We start from the raw sequence: 20,681 nt of genomic DNA, 5'->3' as shown, positions 1-20,681 counted from the left end.
GGCACCCCGGCAGGCCCGTGGCGAGCGAGAGGGCCATCAGTACTCGAGTGCACTGCATTTCAGCTCGCTCCTTTCCTTTACTGCCCTGTTGTACGCCTTTTCTGACGCAAGGCCTACGAAGCCGCCATCGCAGAGCCGCGCTGCACAGAACATCTTTCCCTTGATCCGAATGCTGCACCCTTTGCAGGCAGAAGTACCCCGAGACGCATTGCCGGCAATCCCCGATAGTCCCACACAGATTAGCTGCCGCACCATCAAGCGTCTTTCTGCAGGAATCCACACATGAGCCTGGCGCTGGTCCACAGCCGTGCCCGCGCCGGGGTCGATGCCCCACTGGTGCGGGTGGAAGTGCATCTCTCTGGCGGCCTGCCTGTCACGCAGATCGTGGGCTTGGCGGAAACCAGCGTCCGCGAATCACGCGAGCGCGTGCGTGCCGCCCTGCTCTGCGCGCGCTTCGACTTTCCGCAGCGACGCATCACTCTGAATCTCGCGCCCGCCGACCTGCCCAAGGAAGGTGGACGTTACGATCTGGCCATCGCCCTGGGCATTCTGGCAGCCAGTGGCCAGGTCGATCCGCAGTCACTGCTGCAATACGAGTTCCTGGGTGAGCTTGGCCTGACCGGCGAACTGCGGCCGGTGGCAGGTGCGCTGCCGGCCGCGATCGCGGCCGCTGAAGCCGGGCGCATCCTGGTGGTGCCGCCAGGGAATGCCGCAGAGGCTGCGTTGGCCGAGCATGCTGATGTGCGTGTGGCGCGCACGCTGCTGGAGTGCTGCGCCGGGTTGGGCAATCCGCGCCTGTTGCCACCCGTGGAGCGCGTGGACACGACGCCGTTGCCACTGCCCGATCTGGCCGACGTGCGCGGTCAGGCGCATGCGCGGCGCGCGTTGGAAGTGGCCGCAGCGGGTGGGCACCATCTGCTGTTGATCGGCAGCCCTGGCTGCGGCAAGACGCTGTTGGCCTCGCGCCTGCCCAGCCTGTTGCCGGATACCGAAGAAACCGAGGCACTGCAGCTGGCCGCGATTGCCTCGGTGAGTGGCGAAGGGCTGGACCCAAGACGATGGCGGCAGCGGCCCTTCCGGGCACCGCACCACAGTGCGAGCGCGGCCGCATTGGTAGGCGGCGGCAATCCACCCTGCCCCGGCGAGATATCGTTGGCCCATCACGGTGTTCTTTTCCTCGATGAGCTTCCAGAATGGAACCGCAGCGCGCTGGAGACCCTGCGCGAGCCGCTGGAATCCGGCCACATCCGCATCGCCCGCGCGGCACGCAGCGTGCAATATCCGGCGCGCTTCCAGCTGGTGGCGGCGATGAATCCCTGCCCCTGCGGCTGGGCCGGTGACCGCAGCAACCGCTGCCTGTGCAGCGACGAGCGTATCAACCGTTACCGTGCGCGGGTGTCTGGTCCGTTGCTGGACCGTATCGACCTGCACATCAGTGTGGCGCGCATGGACGCAGTGGAGTTGCGGGAGAGCACGCCGCTGGGGGAGCCCAGTGCTGCGGTACGTGCACGGGTGGAAGCCGCCCATGCCAAGCAGCAGGTGCGTGGCGGGCTCAACGCGCATCTGCCGCCGGCGGCACTGCGGGCCTGTACCCGACTGAGCGAGGCAGATCAGGACATGCTGGAACAGGCCATCGAGCGCCTGCAGCTGTCGGCGCGGGCGATGCACCGGATTCTGCGGGTGGCGCGCACGATTGCCGATCTGGCGGGTTGCGAAACGATCCAGACGGCGCATCTGGCCGAGGCCATTGGCTACCGGCAGTTGGACCGCGGGAAGGCGAGCACGTAATCGCAGCGTGCAGAATCAGGCCGCGTCATGCGGGCACACGTTCAAAAAGATCCGGCAGCCATTCCGGCTTGAACAGGGAAGCAGGCTGTTCTCTCATCTCTTCTACGCGCCACCATTTCCACGCCCTGATCGTGGCATTTTCCTCCTCCGTCCATCCGTCACGCTGGATGTCGGGCTGGTTGGGGCTGCGGGCCAGAAAATACTCTTCCAGCCATCGCGCGGGCGTTGATCGGGCGACCGCGTAGACGGCATCGCGCTTTTCCAGCCGCACGCCTATCGGCAGATCCAATCCGGTCTCCTCCCTGAGCTCACGCCGTGCGGCGTCCGCATATCCCTCCCCGGGCAGAAGCTCCCCACCCGGTGTAGCCCAGAAGGGAGCGTGGTGTTCATCGTGATACCGGAACAGCAACACCGCATCCTCAGCAACGATCACAAGGCGTGCAGATCGTCTGATTTCCATCGTTTCCCGTCCTTACCGGCCCGCCCCAGAATAGGCCAAAAGCAGGCGGACCGAGAGAAAGCCATCAACGCGTGTCGATTCCTGGCCAGTGATTCACTTTCCCGGCGTGGGCGCTTGTCGCCGGACGGCAACGGACGCCATGCGGCGGCTGACAAGGCCGAAGAGGTCCCGCAGTTCGGCTGCGCGCTCGGGCGTGCTGTTGCTGCCGAAAAGCACACGCGCCAGCGCGGCTTCACGGGTGTCATGCGGGAACCGCAGGCGGTCCCGGTACACCTTCTGGCACACCAGCCAGGCCCGGCGCAGCCCGCCGCCGGGCAGCGGGCGGACCACGCGTTCGTAGACCTGCCAGAACTGGTATTCGCCCTGCAAGTCGATCGCCGGCGCCACGGAAAGCGCCGGCCGGGGCCGTCGTGGGCCGCCGATGCCGAACAATCTGGTTGGCGGGGTGTGCTGTGCCATGCCAACAGCATGACCCAGCAACATTGTGGGAACCTTGCGTCGCCGCCAGAAAATCCCTGTTGATTGCGCAAGGCGGGCTTCCGGGCGGGTTTTGGGGTCAGAGCCCTTTGCCGTGCAAAGGGATCTGACCCCCGATCACGGGATGGCTGCGGGGTCGGATCCCTTTGCGCAGCAAAGGGCTCTGACCCCACCCTCATCGCCTCAGAACGCCATCGAGGTACTGAACATCAGCTGCCGTGGCGCGCTGCGCTGCAGCGTCTGGTAATCCCCCGAGAATGACGAGCCGGCGATGGTGGCGGTGCCGATGTTGTGGCGGTTGAGCAGGTTGCTCACGTCCAGCCGCAGCTCCAGGCCGGGCACTGCGCTGTCTGCACCGAAGCGGTAGGCGGCATAGGTGTTGACCTGCCAGAAGGTCGGCACGCGGATGTCGTTCTCGTAGGTGAAAGGCTGGCGCAGGTACGAGGTGCTGGTTGCACCAAAGCGCCAGTCACCGAAGTGCGCGGACAGGTCGCTGACCAACGAGATCTGCGGGTAGCCCGGCTGCGCGTTGCCCTTTATCGGGTACACCGTGTCGCCCACCACGAAATCGCTGTCGTAGCACGAACGGGCCACGGCCACGCCCTGGTAGAACTGCAGGTGGTCGCTCAGGTCGGCGGTGATGCCGAGGTCGGCGCCGATCACGTGCATCTTCGGCATCAGCCGCACGGTGTTGATCTGCGCGAACTGGGTACCGATGGCGGCCGACAGCAAGCGGTTGCGGATGTCGTTGTAGAACACATCGCCGGTGATCGTCAGCCGGTCGAAACGATGCGATGCGCCCACGGTGAGGTTCCAGTTCTTCTCCGGCCGCAGCGTACCCGCCACGCGGTCAAACTCCTCCTGGTCGGTGATGGTCCACGCTGAGGCGGTGTAGCCGATGTTGCCGCGCTGGGCGACGCGGTAGCCGTTCATGGTGTTGGCCAGGTCGATGAAGGCATCGGTGGATCCGGTCGGGCTCCAGAACAGCGAGACATGCGGCAGGAAGTTGCTCTTCGCGCGCAGCGTGCCGTTCACCGGCCGGTCCTTGGCATCACCGAGGCCGCCGCCGCGGGTGCGGAAGTCCACGGCCTTGAAGCCGACACCCAGCTTCAGCGTGTCGTTCAGCACGATGTCGCCCTGCAGGTAGAACTGGCGCGAGCGGGTCACCCAGCTCGACGCGTTGTCGGTCTTGAACGCCGGACCATACACATCGAACGGACCGGTGGCTTTCAGCGGCGGGCCCTCGCCCAGCAGTGGCTGCTGGTACCACTCGGTCTTGGCTGCGGCCTTGCTCTTCTCCTGCCAGAAACCGGCAGTGAAGGTTTGCGCGCCGGTCTCGAACTGCAGGTTGACCATGCCACCCAGCCGATTCACACGCGGCGTCTGCACCTGTTCGGAGAACGGCGCGCCGTTGGGCGACGGTACGGTCGGGTCGGTCAGCGTGGCTTGGGTGTGGCTGTTGGCGTTGTACAGCTGCACGTTGCCGCTCAGCGCGGGGCTGATCTGGAAGCGATGGTTCACCGAGGACACGCGATCGCGCGTGATCTGGCCGGTGTCGTACGGAATCAGTTCGGACAGCTCACCGCAGGTGTATGCACCACAGGACTTGTCGGCGTTCTCCGGCGAGGCCACGTAATACGCCCAAGCGTAGTCCGGGTAGAAGATGTCGGCCTTCCAGCCCAGCTTGCGGATCATGTCGAAGGAGATGTTGTTGTAGCCCCAGACCTTGGCCTTGCTGTCAGAGAGAAACACAGTGAAATCGCCCCAGGCGACATCCTGCTGCAGCTTCAGGTCGCCACGCAGGAAGTTCTGCGTGCCCTCGCCCTGGTACTTGTCGGCGGACACGCGCTGCAGGTCGACCAGCACTTTCGGGCCATGCTCGCCGAGCTGGCCGCTCTGCCCGGACACGGTGGTGACCGACGTGTTGTTGCTGCCCACGCCCTGCTTCACGCGCAGGCTGGGCGTGTCCTGCAGCTCGCGCAGGCGGTACTCCAGGCTGCCGCCGTTGACGCTGCTGGAGAACACGCTGACCGGTGCGCCACCGGGGCTGACCGTGATCGCGCCGATGCCATCGGGCACGCCCACGTTCACCACGCTGGTGCCGGTGAGCGAGAGGAAGCCGTTGTCGTTCAGCGGCACGCCTTCGAAGGTGATGCCCATTTCATTCATGCGGAAGCCGCGCACGAACAGGCTGGTCGCCGAGATATCCAGGCCCAGCCCGTCGGTGGCGGTGTAGCTCGCGCCCGGCACCTGCTTGAGCATGGCCAGGCCATTGTTGCCGGTGACCATCGCGTCGAGGTCTTCGGCCTTGATGATGTAGCGGTTGGGACCGACCACCTGGGTCGGTGCCACGGCCGCACCGCGCGGTGTGGCAATGACCTGCAGGGCGTTGAGCGTGGTGGGTGTGTCGAGCGCGGTGTCGTGCGTGTCTGCTGCGTACGCAGGTGCGGTGATGGCCGCGATGATGGCCAGGGCGAGGCGCGTCGTGGGTGGGGTGTTCATGGGCAGATCCAGGTGCAGGGACAGAGCGGCGCAGGCGCACGCCCAGCGCGTTGCAGCACCGGTGTCGGCGCCCTGGCTGGCGGTGCGATCGCGTTGAGAAGGTGACGGCGCGGTGCGCGCCGGTCAGCAGACGAAGACGATCATCTGCCTCAGGATTCGATGGCGTGATTTCGACGTGCGAAATTCTTGCATCGCGCTGCCGCATCCGCCATTGCACCGTGGTACAGCGCAGATGGCGATGGGGATGTATGGGCTATACGCAGGTATACATCCAAGCCAGGCTAGCGAGCAGTCGTGGACTGCTTCCACTCATCGATCAGAGCCACAACGGCAGCATGCAGCTGGGCGGCATCAAGCTCATACGCATGGCGATCTACATCTTCGTCGCAATACATGTCGGCAGCACAGAAGATGCTGGACAGGCACGTTGAAAGCGCTACGTCATCCAAAGCCAGCAAGTCGAGATCCCGCTCGATCTTCCATAGCTCGATGTAGGACTCGGAGAAAACGTGCGCCGACATCCGCTCATTGACGAAGGACTGAGCAAACATCATCAAAGTCCAGCTCATGATGTGCGTCCGATCATTGCAGGACGAAGCGCTCGATCGCACGCGCCACGCCTTCGTCGGCATTGCTGCCGGTCTCAAACCGCGCCACCGCCTTCACCGCATCGATGGCATTGCCCATCGCCACGCTGGTGCCGGCGTACTGCAGCATGGTCAGGTCGTTCTCCTGGTCACCGATGGCCATCACGTTGGCGCGGTCGATGCCCAGGTGCTCGGCCAGCTTCTGCAGGCTCGGGCCCTTGCCGGCGCGGTGGTCGAACACTTCGAGGAAGAACGGCGCACTCTTCAGCACCGCGAAACGTTCGGTCAGCGCGCTGGGCAGGCGCGCGATGGCGGCATCCAGCACGTCAGGCGCGTCGATCATCATCAGCTTGATGAAGGACATCGACGGGTCCATGTCCTCCACGCGGCGATACGACAGCGGCATCCGCGAGAGATGCGAGTCGGCCACGGTGTAGTAGCTGATGTCCTGGTTGGGCGTGTACATGCGCTGGCTGTCCAGCGCCTGGAAGTGCACGCCTAGGTCGCGGGCGACCTGCTCGCAGAACAGGAAATCGTCGAAGCTGAGCGGATACTCGACCACGGTTTCGCGGGTGCCGATGCGCTGCACCAGGCCGCCATTGCAGGCGATGCAGTAGTCGTCGTTGCCGTTGATGCCGAGCTCGTGCAGGTACGGCGCCAGGCCGGGGACCGGGCGGCCGCTGGTCAGCACGATGTGCACGCCCAGTGCGCGCGCCTGCGCGATGGCCTTCCTGGCGCGGGGGGTGAGCTGGTGCGACGGGTCCAGCAGGGTGCCATCCATGTCGATGGCGACCAGTTCGATGGTCGATTGCCTGCGGCCCATGTCCATTGCGTTCAACTCGTGCGGGGCACGCCAGTTTACCCCCTCATGCCCGGTTCACCTCTTTGCCCACGTTGGCCGGGATACTGCGGGAGCCTGTGCGTCCCCCACCGCAGGACGGCCCCTTGACCGCCCTTCCCTGGAAAACCTTGCGACGCATGACCTACCGTGCCCCTGAAACCAATGACAGCGCGCCCCTGGCCCAGCAGATCGAGCAGATGATCGACGAACTGCCCGGCGACCAGGTGCGCGTCGGCACCCTGCTCAGCGCGCTGGGCGATGAGGGCCTGCTGCTGATCGTGATCCTGCTCTCGGCCATCTTCATCATTCCGGTGTCGATTCCCGGGCTGAGTACGGTGTTTGGCGCCTCGATCCTGCTGATCGGCCTGAGCCGGGTGCGCAACCGCCCGCTATGGGTGCCACAGAAGCTGGCGCGCCGCGAGATCGCCACCGACAAGCTGAAAGCCAACCTCGGCCGTGCGCTGAAATGGGTGCACCGCATGGAGCGGCTTTCGCGGCCGATGCGGCTGGCGGTGATGGTGCGCTCGAAGAAGATGATGCGCCTGAACAACCTGATGCTGGTGTTTGCGACCCTGCTGCTGATGGCGCCGGCCGGGCCGATTCCCTTCAGCAACACGCTGCCGGCGCTGGCGCTGATGTCGTTTGCGATTGGCTTCATCCAGCGCGATGGTGCGGCGGTGGCGGCCGGGTACGGCTTCGTGGTGGCCACGGTGGTGTACTTCGGCGTGCTGCTGGGCGGCGTGGGGTTCGCCGCCGAATCGGTGTTCAGTGGGTTCCGCAGCAGTACCGCGGAACTGTAGAGCCGAGCCCACGCTCGGCTGCTCTTCGTTCGTTGCGCGGAGACCCGCGCGCTGCGCGCGTAAGCCGAGCATGGGCTCGGCGCTACAGAATTACTTGGCCGACACCCGCCACACCACGTCGCCCACGTCGTCGGCCACCAGCAGCGCGCCCTCGGCATCCATCGCCATGCCGACCGGTGCGCCCATCAGGGTCTTCTCGTCCTTCGAGGCGAAGCCGCTGACCACGGTCTGCGGCCGTCCCGTCGGCTTGCCGTCCTTGAACAGTACGTAGACCACTTCGTAGCCACTCAGTGGCGAGCGGTCCCAGCTGCCGTGCTCGCCGATGAAGGCGCCGCCGTGGTACTGCGCCGGCAGTGCCTGGCCGGTGTAGAACAACAGGCCCAGCGGTGCCACGTGTGAGCCGATGGCATAGTCCGGCACGATCGCCTTGGCCACCAGGTCCGGCCGCTGCGGCTGCACGCGCTCGTCCACGTGCTGGCCGTAGTAGCTGTAGGGCCAGCCGTAGAAGCCATCTTCCTTCACCGAGGTGAGGTAATCCGGTACCAGGTCGGCACCGATCTCATCACGCTCGTTGGCCACTGCCCACAGCTGGCCCGTGCTCGGCTCCCAGTCCAGCCCGGTCGGGTTGCGGATGCCCGACGCAAAGATGCGGCTGCCACGGGTGGCCACGTCCACCTCCAGCACCACCGCACGGCGGTATTCAACGGCCAGGCCGTTCTCGGTGATGTTGCTGTTGGAGCCGACGCCCACGTACAGCTTGCTGCCATCGCGGCTGGCCAGCAGTTCCTTGGTCCAGTGGTGGTTGATGGTGCTGGGCAGGTCGGTGAACTCGCGGCCCTTGTCGGACATGCGGGTTTCGCCTGGCACGTAGTGGTACTGCATGATGTTGCCGGTGTTGGCCACGTACAGCGTGTCACCGATCAGCTGGATGCCGAACGGCGAGTGGAGGCCTTCGATGTAGACGTGCTGGGTCCAGGTGTTGGTGCCTGGCGAGCGGCGCAGCAGGGTGACCCGGTTGCCGCCCTTGCCGGCCTTGCCCGAGCGCGCCTTCACCTTGCCGGCGATCCACTGCTTGGGTGTGGTGACCGGCTCTTCGCCGGGGCCATTGCCTTCCACTACCAGTACATCGCCGTTGGGCAGGGTCAGCAGCCGGCGCGGGTGCTGCAGGTTGGCGGCGATGCGCTCGATCTTCAGGCCTTCGGCCACCGTGGGGGTCTGGCCGTCGGCCCAGCCCACGCCCTTGGGCACCTGCATCGGCGGCATCAGGAAGTTGGCCGGCTTGGGCAGTGGCGGCTGCGGTCCCGACTGGTCGGCCGGGTGGTATTCGGCCTTGCCGGCGCAGGCCGACAGGGTGGCGGCCACTGCCAAGGCGGCCACGGTGTGCAGGATGTGCTTAGCCATGACGACCTCCCTGCAGCACCGGCGGCTGCGATGACAACAGGATCAGGCCCAGGGCGATCAGGGCCACGGTCAGCGCCGACAGGATCGTGCCCGGCACGGCAACGGCATACGCATCACGGCTGTGCACGAAGGCGTTCCAGATGGCCAGCACCACCGCGACCAGGTTGAGGAAGAAGTCGATGCGGTCGATACGGGTAGCCGTGCCGTTGCGGCGCCAGACCGCGAACAGGTTGATCAGGCGCGGAATGACGGCGATCAGCAGGCCGAAGGTGATCAGCCAGGCGGCGGCCTTGCCCCACATCACCTCGGCGCTGTTGAGGTAGATCGCGTCGAAGATCAGGGCACCGACGAAGAAGCCGAAGGGTATCGGGTTCAACAGACTGAACAGCGTGGTGCCGAGGCCGCGATGGGCCTGGGCGAGCGGATTGACCATCATCGTGCTCCGTGCGGAAGGGTGCACGGGCTGTAGTAGCACAGCGTGATGTGAGGGCGCGCGATGATGCCCCGGCGGGGCTGCCACATCCGCCGGGAGGGCACCGGGCTACGCGGGTTCGTCCTCGCGCACCTCGTGGAAGGGCAGCATCGTCTCGAAGCCAAATTCGTGTTCCATGCTGGTGCGGACCAGGCCGCCGATGGCGTAACGGCTGGTGTTGGCATGCACGTCTATGCCACCGGGCCGCCACTCAGTGCGCAGATGCAGCGTCTCTGCGCGGCGCATGACGATCCGTTCCTCCTGCAGCAGTGCGCGACGGTGTTTCTTCATCAGCAGGCGCAGCGGTTTCACCGTGGTGATGCCGAATGCTGCCAGCTCGGGCAGCAACTCGGCGATATCGGCATCGTCGCCGTAGTCGTGGCTGCGCGTATGCACGGACAGCACCACCTTGCGGATGGCGGCAACCGAGAGCGGGGTCTGGTCCGCGCGCGCACGGCCGCGCTTCCGTTCGTTCTTCATGTGTGTGGTCATCTGCACGTAGTTCTCCCTGTCTCCCACAACTCAGATTCAACCGCGCGAAGACCGCGTGAAGATGCTTGTGCGCACTGTCATAACCAGACGTACTAAGCGTTTGTGACGCAATTGGCACATCTGCAGATTGCTTGTGTGAAGAGGTAGGGGGTTGTTCGTTGTGTCGCGTTTGGCTCGTTGCGATGGGGTAGTTCCGCCCCGCCGTCCTGCCATGCCGATTCACAACAGAAGGATTCGTGTATGAAGCGACACACGCAACGCTCCGCGCCACCGCGCTCTGCGCGCCTGGCCCTCGCCACTGCCCTGGTGCTGGGCAGCCTGGCCATAACCGCCCAGGCCCAACAGGCCGATCCACTGGCGGGGATACAGTGGCACCTGCTCAACACTGGGCAGACCGTCCCGGCTGACACACTGCCGGTGGCCGGCAACGACCTGAACGTCGATGGCCTGTTCCGCAATGGCATCCGTGGCCAGGGCGTCACCATCGCCATCGTCGATGACGGCCTGCAGATCGCGCATCCGGACCTGGCGGCCAACGTGGCCGCTGTAGCCGGCAAGAACTTCATCAATGGCTCGAACAACCCCACCCCGTCCAACCCGGATGTCGACAACCACGGCACCATGGTCGGCGGCATTGCGGGCGCGGTGGGCGCCAACAACCTGGGCGTGCGCGGTGTGGCGCCGGCGGCGACGTTGAAGGGCTTCAACCCGATTTCGCGCTCGGCCCTGGGCAACCAGCAGAGCAACATCGAGTACGCCTGGTGGGACGGCGCGGAATCGGCCGACGTGCAGGTGTTCAACAACAGCTGGGGTGCCGGCCCGGGCAATCCGAACCTGCCGTTGGCGTACAGCGAAAACACGATCCGTTCGTATGAGCAGGCACTGTCGGGCACGCGCGGTGGCCGTGGCGGCATCTACGTGAAGTCGGCCGGCAACAACTTCAACAATGCCTCGATCAGCCAGACCCAGGATGTCTGCACCACCGACACCAAGAACCGCAACACCGGCTGCGTGCCGGCCGGACGCGATCCGCGCAACAACCTGTTCAACGTGATCACCGTAGGCGCGGTGCGTGCCGATGGCGTGCGCTCGTCCTACTCCTCCACCGGCTCGGCGCTGTGGGTCTCGGCCTTTGGCGGCGAGTACGGCCTGCAGGCGCAGTATGCACCGGGCCTGGTAGCACGCGCGTACGACCCGGCCATCGTCACCACCGACGTGACCGGATGCGCGCAGGGCAGCAACAAGAACACCAACCGCCAGAACACCCTGGACAGCAACCTGTCGGCCATCGACAGCACCTGCAACTACACCGCCAAGATGAACGGCACCTCGGCGTCGGCGCCGATGGTCTCGGGCGTGGCGGCACTGGTGCTCGAAGCCAACCCGAACCTGTCCTATCGCGATGTGAAGTACATCCTGGCCACCACCGCCACCCGCAACCACCCGAACCAGCCGGCGGTGACGCTGGCCGACGGCCGCACGCTGGTGCCGGGCTGGACGGTGAATGCTGCCGGCCGTGCCTACAGCAACTGGTATGGCTTCGGCGTGGTCAACGCAGCACGCGCGGTGCAGGTGGCCGAGAACTTCCAGTCGCTCGGTGCGCTGGTCGACAGCGGCTGGCGCAACACCACGCGTACCGTGGCCATTGGCAACACCTCGGCCGCCGCCGCACGCCTGACCTTCCAGCTGGCCAACGGCGCGCGCAACATCGAGAGCGTGCAGCTGGGCTTCCGGGTCAACCACCGCAACACGCGCCAGCTGCAGTTCGTGCTGGTGTCGCCCAGCGGCACCCGCAGCGTGGTGCAGCCGGCGTTCACCGCGATCGGTTCGGGCACGGGTGGCGCGCAGAGCAACTTCACCAGCTGGGACCTGCTGTCCAGCAATGCCTTCCTGGATGAGAATGCCACGGGCACCTGGACGCTGGAAGTGACCGACATGGGGCAGGCCGCGACCGCTGCATCGCGTGGCAACCTCGAATTCTTCAAGATCCGCGTTCTGGGGCACTGATGATGAAGACCATTCTGTTGAGCACGCTCGCCTTCGCGGCGATGACCTCCCCTGCCTGGGCACAGAGCTCGGGGCAGACCCCTCCGGCCAGGACCCTGTCGACCGTGGATGCGCAGGAACTGAAGGCGTCCGCTACCGGCCGCTCGTTCGACGTGGGCGGCACACGTTTCCAGCTGTCGCCCTCGGCCACCGTGAAGCAGGCCAGCGGCGGTCAGTTCACCATCACCCCGCAGGCGGCGGCGACCACCAGCGCGCGTACCAAGCGTTCGCTGGATGGCGCAACGGCGGCACCTGCCGATGCCGGCGCCGGCAAGTTCGCGGCGGCGGTCTCCCGTGACGGCGCGCCGGTGGTGGCGACCTCCCGGGTCAAGGTGTTCTTCACCGATGCGGCCTCGGCCCAGCGTGCGGCTACGGCTACCGGCGGCACCGTGGTGAAGGTCTCCAAGGCGTCGGGCCAGGCCATCGTGGAGTATCCGTCGGTGAACGCGGCGCTGGATGCGACCACCAGGCTGCTGTCCACCGCCGGTATCCGCGCCACCGAGCCGGACGTGGTGCAGTGGGAAGAGACCAAGTAAGGCGTTGAGTGGTGCCCCTGGCCGGTTGGCTCTCCTGGCCGGCCGGGGGATGGGTGTGCGTTGCGACTGTCTGGAGCCGCTTCGGTAGATGCCAACCTTGGTTGGCAATGCCCGTTCACGGCATCCGCGGGTGCGGCGTCCAGAATGCAGTAGCGCCGGGCCATGCCCGGCGGAAGATTTCACCGCACGGTGGGAATGTGCCAACCAAGGTTGGCAAATACCAAAGCAGGGTCAGGCCAGGGCTGCAAGCGCCTGCACCAGTGCATCCATCTGCTGCGGCCGGGTGAACACCGACGGCGTCACCCGCACGCAGGCGCCGGAGTCCAAGCCGTCACGATGCGTGCTGAACACGCGATGCTCATCCAGCAGGCGCTTCTGCAGCGCGATGTTGTCAGCCACGCTGGTGCGCCCGCGCAGGCGGAAGCTGGCCAATGCGCTGGCCAGCGCCGGATCAGGCGAAGACAGCACTTCGATATGCGCCATCTGCCGCGCAGGCACGGTCCAGCGCTCGCGCAGGTAGCGCAGGCGCGCCTGCTTGTTGGCCGCGCCGATACGCTGGTGCAGCGCGATCGCTTCCGGCAGCGCCAGGTAAGCGGCGAAGTTGACCGTGCCGGTGTGCACACGGCTGCCCACGCGGCCATCGTCGGTCTCGCCCATGTACGGGTCGAGGTCCGCAACGCGGCCCTTGCGCACATACATCGCGCCGACGCCGACCGGCGCACCGATCCACTTGTGCAGGTTGATGCCAACGAAATCGGCCTTGAGCTGCGGCACCGCGTAGTCGATCTGGCCAAACCCGTGTGCTGCATCAACGATCACGTCGATGCCGCGTGCCCGCGCACGTTCGGCGATTTCGGCCACCGGCAGCACCAGTCCATGGCGATGGCTGACCTGGGTCAGCAGCACCAGTTGCAGGCGTGGCAGCCGCGCGAACGCGGCCTCGTAGGCCTGAAGGATCTGGGCATGGTCGGGCACTGCCGGCAGCGCAATGCGCTCGACCTGCACGCCGCGGCGCTGCTGCAGCCAGCGCATGGCGCCGATCATGCTGTCGTAGTCGATGTCGGCGTACAGCACCTGGTCGCCAGGCTGCAGGCGGTTGTAGCCGCCGATCAGCGCCAGCATCGCCTCGGTGGCGCCGCGGGTCAGCGCAATCTCGTCGGCGCCCACGCCCAGCAGTTCGGCCACCTGCCGCTGCACCGCCATGTACTGCGCCGGAAATTCGCGACGCCCATACCACGCGTTGCCACGGTTCACCTCGGCGGTGTGGCGCTGGTAACTGGCCAGCGTCTCGCGGCCCATCGCGCCCCAATAGCCGTTCTCCAGATGGTTCACTTCGTCGGTGACGTCGAAGTGGCTGGCCACTGCGGCCCAGTAGTTTTCGTCGCGGGCCAGCACGTCCGGCGCCACGGTCGTTGCGGGAATCTGCATGGACGCAGCGTAACGCGTGGCAGCCATGGCCGGCAGTGAAGAAAGTGCGGCTGCGGCCGGCAGCAGGGTGCCGGCACGCAACAGGAAGCGGCGGGCCGGGTCCATCAGAAGCTCAGCCGGTACTGCGCGTACAGGTTGGCGCCGTCGGTGTCATAGGGCGCGTTGCGCGAGTAGACCAGGCCGCGGCTGGCCTGGAAGGTGGCTTCGTCCGGATAGCGGTCGAATACGTTGTCGGCACCGACGCGCAGGCTGTGATGTTCGTTGATGCGATAGCCGACGGCCAGGTCGAGGAAGCTCATCGCGCCGAAGCGCTGGTAGATGTCGCCCACTGCATTGCCGCTGGAATCGGTCCAGGCGCCGTAGTAGCGCATGCGTGCCATCAGCGACCAGGTGCCGATATCCCAGCTGCCGGTCAGGCTGCCCTTGTGCTCGGGCAGGCGATCCTCGAACAGCACGCGCTGGGTCTCGTTGGTGGCCACCGAGGTGCTGCCGTTGTCCACGCGGGTGCGGTTGTAGTTGTAGGCCAGGGTCAGCGTCATGCGGCCGGCGCCGAGGTCGCGCAGGTAGTTGCCGACCACGTCCACGCCGGTGGTGGTGGTATCGAAGTCGTTGGTGAAATAGTTCACCGAGGTATAGCCCAGCGGATTGGGCGTACCGGCCGGAATGGCGAAACTGGCCGACTGGCTGAAGCGGTCGCTGAGCTTGATCTGGTAGACATCCACCGAGCCGGACAGGCCCTGGTCGGTGCGCCAGGTCAGGCCCATCGACGCGGTACGCGATTCTTCCGGCTTCAGCGGCCTGGCGCCGAGCAGCTGCGCCAGCGGATCGTCCGGTGACAGGCGGCCACTGGTGAAGATCTGCAGCGTGCGCGTGTCCAGGCCCTGGGTGGTACTGGTGGTGTTGAGCTGCGCCGGCGTCGGCGCACGGAAGCCGCTGGACACGGTGCCGCGCAGGGCCAGGTCCTGCGTGATCGCGAAGCGCGCCGAGAGCTTGCCGTCCAGCGTGCTGCCGAAGCTGGAGAAGTCCTCGTAGCGGCTGGCCGCACCGATACTCCAGCGCTCGCCCAGCGGCACTTCCATGTCCACGTAGGCGGCCTTGCTGCGCTGGCTCCACTGCCCGGCCTGGCTGGCCGAGAAACCCGGCGCGCCGTTGGAATTGGCCTCCAGGCCTGCAGCCGCGCCCGGGCCCACCGCGTACGAGGCCGGGTCACCGGCGCGGACCTGGTAGGTCTCCTGGCGGAACTCGCCCCCGAAGGCGACATTGATCGGCTGGGACAGCGCGCCCACCTCCCACTCGTAGTTGAAGTCGGCGTTGGCGTTCTTCTCGGTCTGGGTCAGGCGGCCGAGGTCGAACGCGGTCGGGCTGGCCGGACCCAGCGAAGCATTGATCGAGTTCTTCAGGCGGTAGTCGATGGCATTGCGGCCATACGAGGCGCTGACGTCCCAGCGCAGCTTGGGCGTGATCTCGCCACGCAGGCCACCGACCAGCTGCAGGTCGTTCTGGACGTTGCCGTACTGCGGGCTGAAGCCGACCGGATACAGCGAACGCAGGTTCCAGCCGGGGAAGATGGCGGTGGTGCGATACGCGCCGGTGGTGGTATCCGGGTTGCGCCAGTTGAAATCGCTGACGCCATCGCTGTGGCTGTACAGGCCGAAGGCATACAGCTCCAGCGTCCCGCTGGCGTTGGCCTTGACGTTGAAGCCGACGCGGCGGCTCTCCAGTTCCGGCTGGCCCCAGCGCTGCACCGGATCGGGCACCTCCAGCTCCGGATGTGCAGCCTGGAAGGCGATCGCATCCGGGCGCTGGCGCGTGCGCGAGGTGGCGTCCGAGCTGGACGATTCGGCGAACAGCACCAGGCTGCCATAGTCGCCCAGCGACCAACCGGTGCGCGCACTGAAATCGCGCGAGGCACCGTCGCCCTGCGCATACTGCGAGTAGCCGGCGGTGATCTCGGTGCCGGGACCCTCTTCGAGGATGATGTTGATGACACCGGCGATGGCATCCGAACCGTACTGCGCCGACGCACCATCGCGCAGCACCTCGATGCGCTTGATCGCACTGGTCGGAATCTGCGCCAGGTCGGCCGCCTGTGCACCGCGGTTGCCGAGCAGCGCGCTGCGGTGGAAGCGGCGACCGTTGACCAGCACCAGGGTCTGGTCCGGCGACAGGCCACGCAAGGTGGCCGGACGCACGAACACCTGGCCGTCCGCCATCGGCAGGCGCTGTACCACGAATGATGGCACCAGCTGCGCCAGCACGTCCTTCAGGTCGGTGGATTCGACGGACCTGATGTCTTCCTTGGTGAACACGTCCACCGGCGCCAGCGTTTCGAACTGGGTGCGGTTGGAGGCGCGGGTGCCGGTGACCAGCATCGCATCGAGCTGGGTGGGTGCGGCGCGGCTGCCGCCTGCGGCATCGACCGCATCGGCCTCCGCTGCGATCGCGCCTCCTGCGCTGGCCATGGAAAGGGCAAGGAGGATGGAACGCGAAAGCTTCGAACGATGCACGGCAGGGCTCCGGGAGGACGCGACAGGGCCAGCACCTGCAGGGACATCGCAGGCCTGGACAAGGCGCGCAGTCTCGGCGCGCTCTGTGAAGGAGGCATGACGTCAGTGCGACAGCTTGAGTCCGCACAGGCGCAAGAACTGCTAAACGCCGCGCCTGCCGATCCGCTACTGTGCCCAGCATTGGTTCTAGGAACGGCAGGATGAGCGCGGCAGGCAAGGCGTTGTGGTACATCGAAACCCACGCGGACCAGCCACTGGCGCTGGCCGACATTGCCGCTGCGGCGGGCCTGTCGCCGTTCCATCTGTCGCGCCTGTTCCAGGCCCGCACCGGCACCTCGGTGATGCGCTACCTGCGCGGGCGCCGCCTGACCGCTGCGGCGCAGCAGTTGGCCAACGGCGCCGGCGACATCCTGCAGGTGGCGCTGGGTGCCGGCTATACCACCCATGCCGCCTTCACGCGTGCCTTCAGCGAACAGTTCGGACAGACGCCGGAGCGCGTACGCGAACAGGGCACCGATGGGCTGGCGCTGGTGCAGGCGATCCGCGTGGACGAGGCCCCGTCCGCCTGCATTGAAGCCCCCCGCCTGCTCGAGACACCCGCGTTCCAGGTGGCCGGCATCGGCATGCGGCATACCCGCGACAGTGGCGGCGCGATTCCCGGACAGTGGGCCCAGCTCAACCGCGAATGGCCGACGCCGGCGCCGATCAGTTTCGGCGTGTGCTGCAACAGTGATGACAAGGGTGGCTTCGATTACATCGCGGCACTACCGGCAAGCACGGTGCCGAGCGTGCCTGCGCACTGGCGACGCGTGGACATCCCGGCGCGCCGCTACCTGGTGGCCTGGCACAGCGGGCACATCTCGGCCATCCGCTCGACCTGGTTCTGGTTGCTGGATCATTATCTCCCTGCTTCCAACCTGGGCCTTGCCGATGCGCCGGATCTGGAGCGCTACGACGCCCGGTTCGATGAGCGCACCGGCCAGGGCGGCGTGGAAATCTGGCTGCCCGTCGACGACCGTCCCCACTGACAAGGAGTTGAAGATGCGCATGACCGCTGCTGTGCTGGGAGCGATGCTGATGGTGTTCGCGAGCACCGGCGCCGCCCGCGAACGCGGGGTGGCCGGCGAGCGCCACGGCACAACGACGCTGGCCAGCGCCGCCGTGCGCGACGCAGAGCACCGCGACGCGCTGCGCTACACGGTCTGGTATCCGGCACCTGCAGGCAGCCGGGAAACCGCGCTGACCATCGGTCCACCCGACGCGCCGCTGTTCGACGTCGGCTGGTCGTCCAGGGATGCGCCGGTCGCGGGTGGTCGCCTGCCGACCCTGCTGCTCTCCCATGGCAACGGCGGCAGCGCGCGCATGATGGGCTGGCTGGGCACCGCGTTGGCGCGGGCGGGCTATCTGGTGATCGCAGTCGATCATCCGGGCAACAACGGCGTTGACAGCATGACCCTGCCCGGCAGCGTGCTGACCTGGCTGCGCGCCGATGATCTGCGTGCCGCACTGGCGGCTGTGCAGGCCGATCCGGTGCTGGGCCCGCATGTCGATCCCGAGCGCCTGGGGGTCGCCGGCTTCTCGGCCGGCGGCTACACCGCACTGTTGGCGGCCGGTGCGCGACCGGACCTGCAGCGACTGCTGGCCTTCTGCACCGCGCATCCGGATGACGGCGTCTGCCGGCCCCAGCAGGAAGCGGCAACGCACACGATGGAGGCGCGTGTTGCCGCTGCGGCGTCGCCGGAGCTGTCGCCGTGGATGTCCCACGCCAACGACGCACGCGCCATTCCCCGCGTGCGCGCGGTGTTCCTGCTGGCACCGGCAATCGTGCAGGCCTTTGCGCCCGAGCAGCTCTCCTCTCTGAAACAGCCGGTGTCAATCGTGCTGGGCCAGGCGGACACGGTTGCGCCACCGCAGAGCAATGGCGAAGCTGTGCAGGCCTTGATTGCGGGCGCTGCACTGCAGGTGCTGCCCGGTGTCGGCCATTACGATTTCCTCGCCGCATGCACCCCGACCGGACAGCAGCGGCTGCAGGGCCTGTGCAGGACGTCGGTGCCGAAGGCGCAGACCCACGCGCAGGCGGTGGACGCAGCAATACGATTCTTCAACCATTCACTGCGCTAGTGGCCGCCGGGCAGGCCCCAGCGCTACAGTGAGCGCGTCCATGGAGAATCGGTCATGCGCCTGCTTCACCTCACCCTGCCGGTGTCCGACGTCGCCACCGTCGCCGCGTATTTCCACGATGTGCTGCAGCAGCGCGTGGTCAGCAACCACGTGCACATCGGCTGGAGCACGATCGAACTGCAGCCGGCGGGTGATCACCCCGTCGGTGGCGTGCACCTGGCCTTCAACGTACCGGACAACCGCTTCGGCGAGGCGATGGCCTGGTTGCGCGAACGTACCCCGCTGCAACGTAATCCTGAGGGTCTGGATTACTTTGCGCTGGAGAGCAGCTGGCAGTCGCAGTCGGTGTACTTCACCGGCCCGGACGGCCTGATCCTCGAGTTGATCGGCCGGCACCGTCTGCCAGTCAGCACGCGCGCAGGCGCCTTCCATGGCAGCGAGCTGACCTGCCTGAGCGAGGTTGGCCTGCCCAGCCATGATGTCGACGCGGTGCGCGAACAGTCCAGCCAGCGCTTCGGCCTGCAGCCGATCAGCCCGCCGTCGCCGCAGTTCGCGCCGGTGGGCGACGACGAGGGCCTGCTGATCATCGTCGCCGCCGACCGTCGTTGGTTCCCCGAGCAGAAGGACCTGCCCAATGCGCAGGGCGTGCAGCTGCAGGTGGGTGATGTGAGCGGCAGCGGCGAACTGCGCGATGCCGCGCTGGGCTGGCGGGTGTGGGCGGCCTGAGCTACCAGCTGCCCGATGCGCCGCCGCCGCCGCTGCGACCACCACCACCGGACCAGCCGTCGGAACTGCCTGAGGACGAACTCGACGACGAGGTGCTGGACGAGGAACGGTAGCCTTGGGACGACCTTCGTCCGCTGCGTGCTTTTTCGCCGGGCAGCAGGGTGAACACCCAGATGAAGTACAGGAACAGCGTGCCTACGCTGGACACGATCGTCGCCAACGCGCGTGCGTTCTCGTCGCTGGCCCGGTCGATGGCCAGCAGCGCGCCCAGCGCATAGCCGCCGGTCAACAGCACCAGTACCACCAGCCGCACGGCGAAGCTGTTGCGGTTCTTCCGCCAGCGCGCGCGGCCGGCCTGCACCAGGAAGAACACCAGCATGGCGGCAATGGCGACCGCCAGGTTCAGCAACGTGTGCAGGGCAAGGCTGGGCGGCAACTGACCACGGACCAGCATCACCACAAAGAAACCGATACTGACGGCCAACATGCCGGACAGCACGATGCGCACACCACGGCTGCGACGCCAGCACCACCCCAGCAGCGCCGCCACCGGTACAGCGGGTAACAGCACGAAGAACAGCGCAGGCAGCACATGCCGCGGCAGCAGCAGCGTCGCCGAAACCAACCCAGCGGCCATCACTGCCGTTACCAGCAACGGTCTGCCCCAGGCCGGCAATGTCGGCCAGTTCGGCCTGGGCATTGCCGCATTGGCTGCCAGTGCCTTGCGCCGCCGCTCACGGCGTTTACCGCTGAACTCGGCTTCGGTCCTGGTGGCCAGCAGGCGCGGCGGTGATCGCCACAGACCGGCCAGGAACCCCACCAGCAACGTCAGGGCAACGACCGAATCCCCTGTGCGCCAATCCGCTGGCAACAGGTTGCGTGCGGATGAATCTTCCTCGGGCGGCAGCGGCTCGCCATCGATCAGCGCCACCAGCACCTTGCTGCCGTCCAGCATGCCCTGGTCCAGGTTTCCTTCGCGCAGGCGCGGCACGATGGCTTTGTCGATGATGCGCGCGGCATAGGCATCGGGAATGGTGCCTTCCAGGCCATAGCCGGTCTGGATGCGTACGCGCCTGTCCTGTACCGCCACCAGCAGCAACACCCCGTCATCGACACCGGCGCGGCCCAGCCGCCACTGGTCGAAGACACGCTGTGCATAGGCTTCGATGCCGTCATCGCCAACACTGGGCACCACCAGCACCTGCAGTTGCGCGCCTTTGCGTGCCTGCAGCTGCAATGCCTGCTCGCGCAGCGTGGCGCGGGTGCTGGCGGACAGCGCGTTGGCGGTGTCCACCACCGGGTCGTCCAGTGCCGGAATCGGGGCCGCCGCCAGCACTGGCAGCGGCAGCAGGCAGAGCAGCAGTGCCAGCCCTACCCACTGCCATGCGTTGCGCCACCGCAGCACCCGGCTCATGTGGACGCCGTGCCTTGCAATGGCGGCGTGCTGTGCATCATGCGAAACGGCATCCGTGTATGTCCTTGCCCCATGAACGGAAA

General features: G+C 66.6%; 18 protein-coding genes. 7 read left to right on the top strand and 11 right to left on the bottom strand.

Annotated features, from left to right (window positions below; genetic code table 11):
- Window positions 1–282: 282 nt before the first annotated feature.
- Entirely contained in the window at window positions 283–1,788 is a 1,506-nt protein-coding gene (locus KXV01_RS04665; RefSeq protein WP_263467541.1) for a YifB family Mg chelatase-like AAA ATPase, read from the top strand.
- A 25-nt stretch (window positions 1,789–1,813) separates the two neighbouring features.
- Here KXV01_RS04665 and KXV01_RS04660 read toward each other — a convergent pair whose 3' ends face one another.
- From KXV01_RS04660 to yidA, 5 genes are all read right to left on the bottom strand, one after another.
- Entirely contained in the window at window positions 1,814–2,248 is a 435-nt protein-coding gene (locus tag KXV01_RS04660) for an NUDIX domain-containing protein (RefSeq protein ID WP_099495333.1), read from the bottom strand.
- 93 nt (window positions 2,249–2,341) lie between these two features.
- Window positions 2,342–2,731 carry a hypothetical protein gene (locus KXV01_RS04655; RefSeq protein WP_164283168.1) on the bottom strand — a complete coding sequence of 130 codons (390 nt, stop codon included), beginning with the start codon at window positions 2,729–2,731 and terminating at the stop codon, window positions 2,342–2,344.
- A gap of 177 nt (window positions 2,732–2,908) precedes the next feature.
- Window positions 2,909–5,227 carry a TonB-dependent receptor gene (locus tag KXV01_RS04650; protein WP_263467540.1) on the bottom strand — a complete coding sequence of 773 codons (2,319 nt, stop codon included), beginning with the start codon at window positions 5,225–5,227 and terminating at the stop codon, window positions 2,909–2,911.
- Between the two features lie 281 nt (window positions 5,228–5,508).
- Window positions 5,509–5,796 carry a colicin immunity domain-containing protein gene (locus tag KXV01_RS04645; protein ID WP_032954607.1) on the bottom strand — a complete coding sequence of 96 codons (288 nt, stop codon included), beginning with the start codon at window positions 5,794–5,796 and terminating at the stop codon, window positions 5,509–5,511.
- Between the two features lie 13 nt (window positions 5,797–5,809).
- Window positions 5,810–6,643, bottom strand: a complete 834-nt coding sequence (gene yidA / locus KXV01_RS04640; RefSeq protein ID WP_111097121.1) for a sugar-phosphatase — start codon at window positions 6,641–6,643, stop codon at window positions 5,810–5,812.
- Window positions 6,644–6,792: 149 nt separating this feature from the next.
- Here yidA and KXV01_RS04635 point away from each other — a divergent pair, with 149 nt between their 5' ends.
- The gene (locus KXV01_RS04635; RefSeq protein ID WP_111097120.1) at window positions 6,793–7,455 is read left to right on the top strand and encodes an exopolysaccharide biosynthesis protein; all 663 of its coding nucleotides are present in this window, start codon (window positions 6,793–6,795) and stop codon (window positions 7,453–7,455) included.
- Window positions 7,456–7,545: 90 nt separating this feature from the next.
- Here the strand turns inward: KXV01_RS04635 and KXV01_RS04630 are convergent, their stop codons facing one another.
- The 3 genes from KXV01_RS04630 to KXV01_RS04620 form a co-directional block, all read right to left on the bottom strand.
- Window positions 7,546–8,856 (bottom strand): sorbosone dehydrogenase family protein, encoded by a 1,311-nt coding sequence (locus tag KXV01_RS04630; protein ID WP_111097119.1) that lies wholly within the window; start codon window positions 8,854–8,856, stop codon window positions 7,546–7,548.
- Window positions 8,849–9,289: a DUF2231 domain-containing protein gene (locus KXV01_RS04625; RefSeq protein WP_049417033.1), complete on the bottom strand. Its 441-nt coding sequence runs from the start codon at window positions 9,287–9,289 to the stop codon at window positions 8,849–8,851. The genes KXV01_RS04630 and KXV01_RS04625 overlap by 8 nt, the downstream gene beginning before the upstream one ends.
- A 108-nt stretch (window positions 9,290–9,397) precedes the next feature.
- Complete coding sequence (locus tag KXV01_RS04620) at window positions 9,398–9,808, bottom strand: hypothetical protein (protein WP_231352364.1); 411 nt, start codon at window positions 9,806–9,808, stop codon at window positions 9,398–9,400.
- A gap of 252 nt (window positions 9,809–10,060) precedes the next feature.
- Here KXV01_RS04620 and KXV01_RS04615 point away from each other — a divergent pair, with 252 nt between their 5' ends.
- Both KXV01_RS04615 and KXV01_RS04610 read left to right on the top strand, forming a co-directional pair.
- Window positions 10,061–11,827 (top strand): S8 family serine peptidase, encoded by a 1,767-nt coding sequence (locus tag KXV01_RS04615; protein ID WP_111097118.1) that lies wholly within the window; start codon window positions 10,061–10,063, stop codon window positions 11,825–11,827.
- Complete coding sequence (locus tag KXV01_RS04610) at window positions 11,824–12,402, top strand: hypothetical protein (RefSeq protein ID WP_049417031.1); 579 nt, start codon at window positions 11,824–11,826, stop codon at window positions 12,400–12,402. Before KXV01_RS04615 ends, KXV01_RS04610 begins: the two co-directional genes overlap by 4 nt.
- Window positions 12,403–12,633: 231 nt before the next feature.
- On the opposite strand, the gene KXV01_RS04605 is transcribed toward KXV01_RS04610, so the two are convergent.
- Window positions 12,634–13,935: an aminotransferase class V-fold PLP-dependent enzyme gene (locus KXV01_RS04605; protein WP_263467539.1), complete on the bottom strand. Its 1,302-nt coding sequence runs from the start codon at window positions 13,933–13,935 to the stop codon at window positions 12,634–12,636.
- Complete coding sequence (locus KXV01_RS04600; protein WP_263467538.1) at window positions 13,935–16,337, bottom strand: TonB-dependent receptor; 2,403 nt, start codon at window positions 16,335–16,337, stop codon at window positions 13,935–13,937. Before KXV01_RS04600 ends, KXV01_RS04605 begins: the two co-directional genes overlap by 1 nt.
- 200 nt (window positions 16,338–16,537) lie before the next feature.
- Between KXV01_RS04600 and KXV01_RS04595 the strand changes: the two genes are divergently transcribed.
- Genes KXV01_RS04595 through KXV01_RS04585 form a run of 3 tightly spaced genes read left to right on the top strand, consistent with a single transcriptional unit; the run spans window position 16,538 to window position 19,184 of the window.
- On the top strand, window positions 16,538–17,365 hold the full coding sequence (locus KXV01_RS04595; RefSeq protein ID WP_049439970.1) for an AraC family transcriptional regulator: 828 nt from the start codon (window positions 16,538–16,540) through the stop codon (window positions 17,363–17,365).
- Window positions 17,366–17,378: 13 nt separating this feature from the next.
- Entirely contained in the window at window positions 17,379–18,458 is a 1,080-nt protein-coding gene (locus tag KXV01_RS04590) for an alpha/beta fold hydrolase (protein ID WP_263467537.1), read from the top strand.
- A gap of 54 nt (window positions 18,459–18,512) precedes the next feature.
- The gene (locus tag KXV01_RS04585) at window positions 18,513–19,184 is read left to right on the top strand and encodes a VOC family protein (protein ID WP_263467536.1); all 672 of its coding nucleotides are present in this window, start codon (window positions 18,513–18,515) and stop codon (window positions 19,182–19,184) included.
- Between the two features lies 1 nt (window position 19,185).
- On the opposite strand, the gene KXV01_RS04580 is transcribed toward KXV01_RS04585, so the two are convergent.
- Entirely contained in the window at window positions 19,186–20,598 is a 1,413-nt protein-coding gene (locus KXV01_RS04580) for a TPM domain-containing protein (protein WP_164283152.1), read from the bottom strand.
- Window positions 20,599–20,681 lie beyond the last annotated feature (83 nt).

The sequence above is a fragment of the Stenotrophomonas sp. Ps181 genome, from assembly GCF_025697425.1.
Classification (GTDB): Bacteria; Pseudomonadota; Gammaproteobacteria; order Xanthomonadales; family Xanthomonadaceae; genus Stenotrophomonas; species Stenotrophomonas sepilia.
The sequence above is the reverse complement of the archived record's forward strand: the minus strand, read 5'-3'. Positions and strand labels throughout refer to the sequence as shown.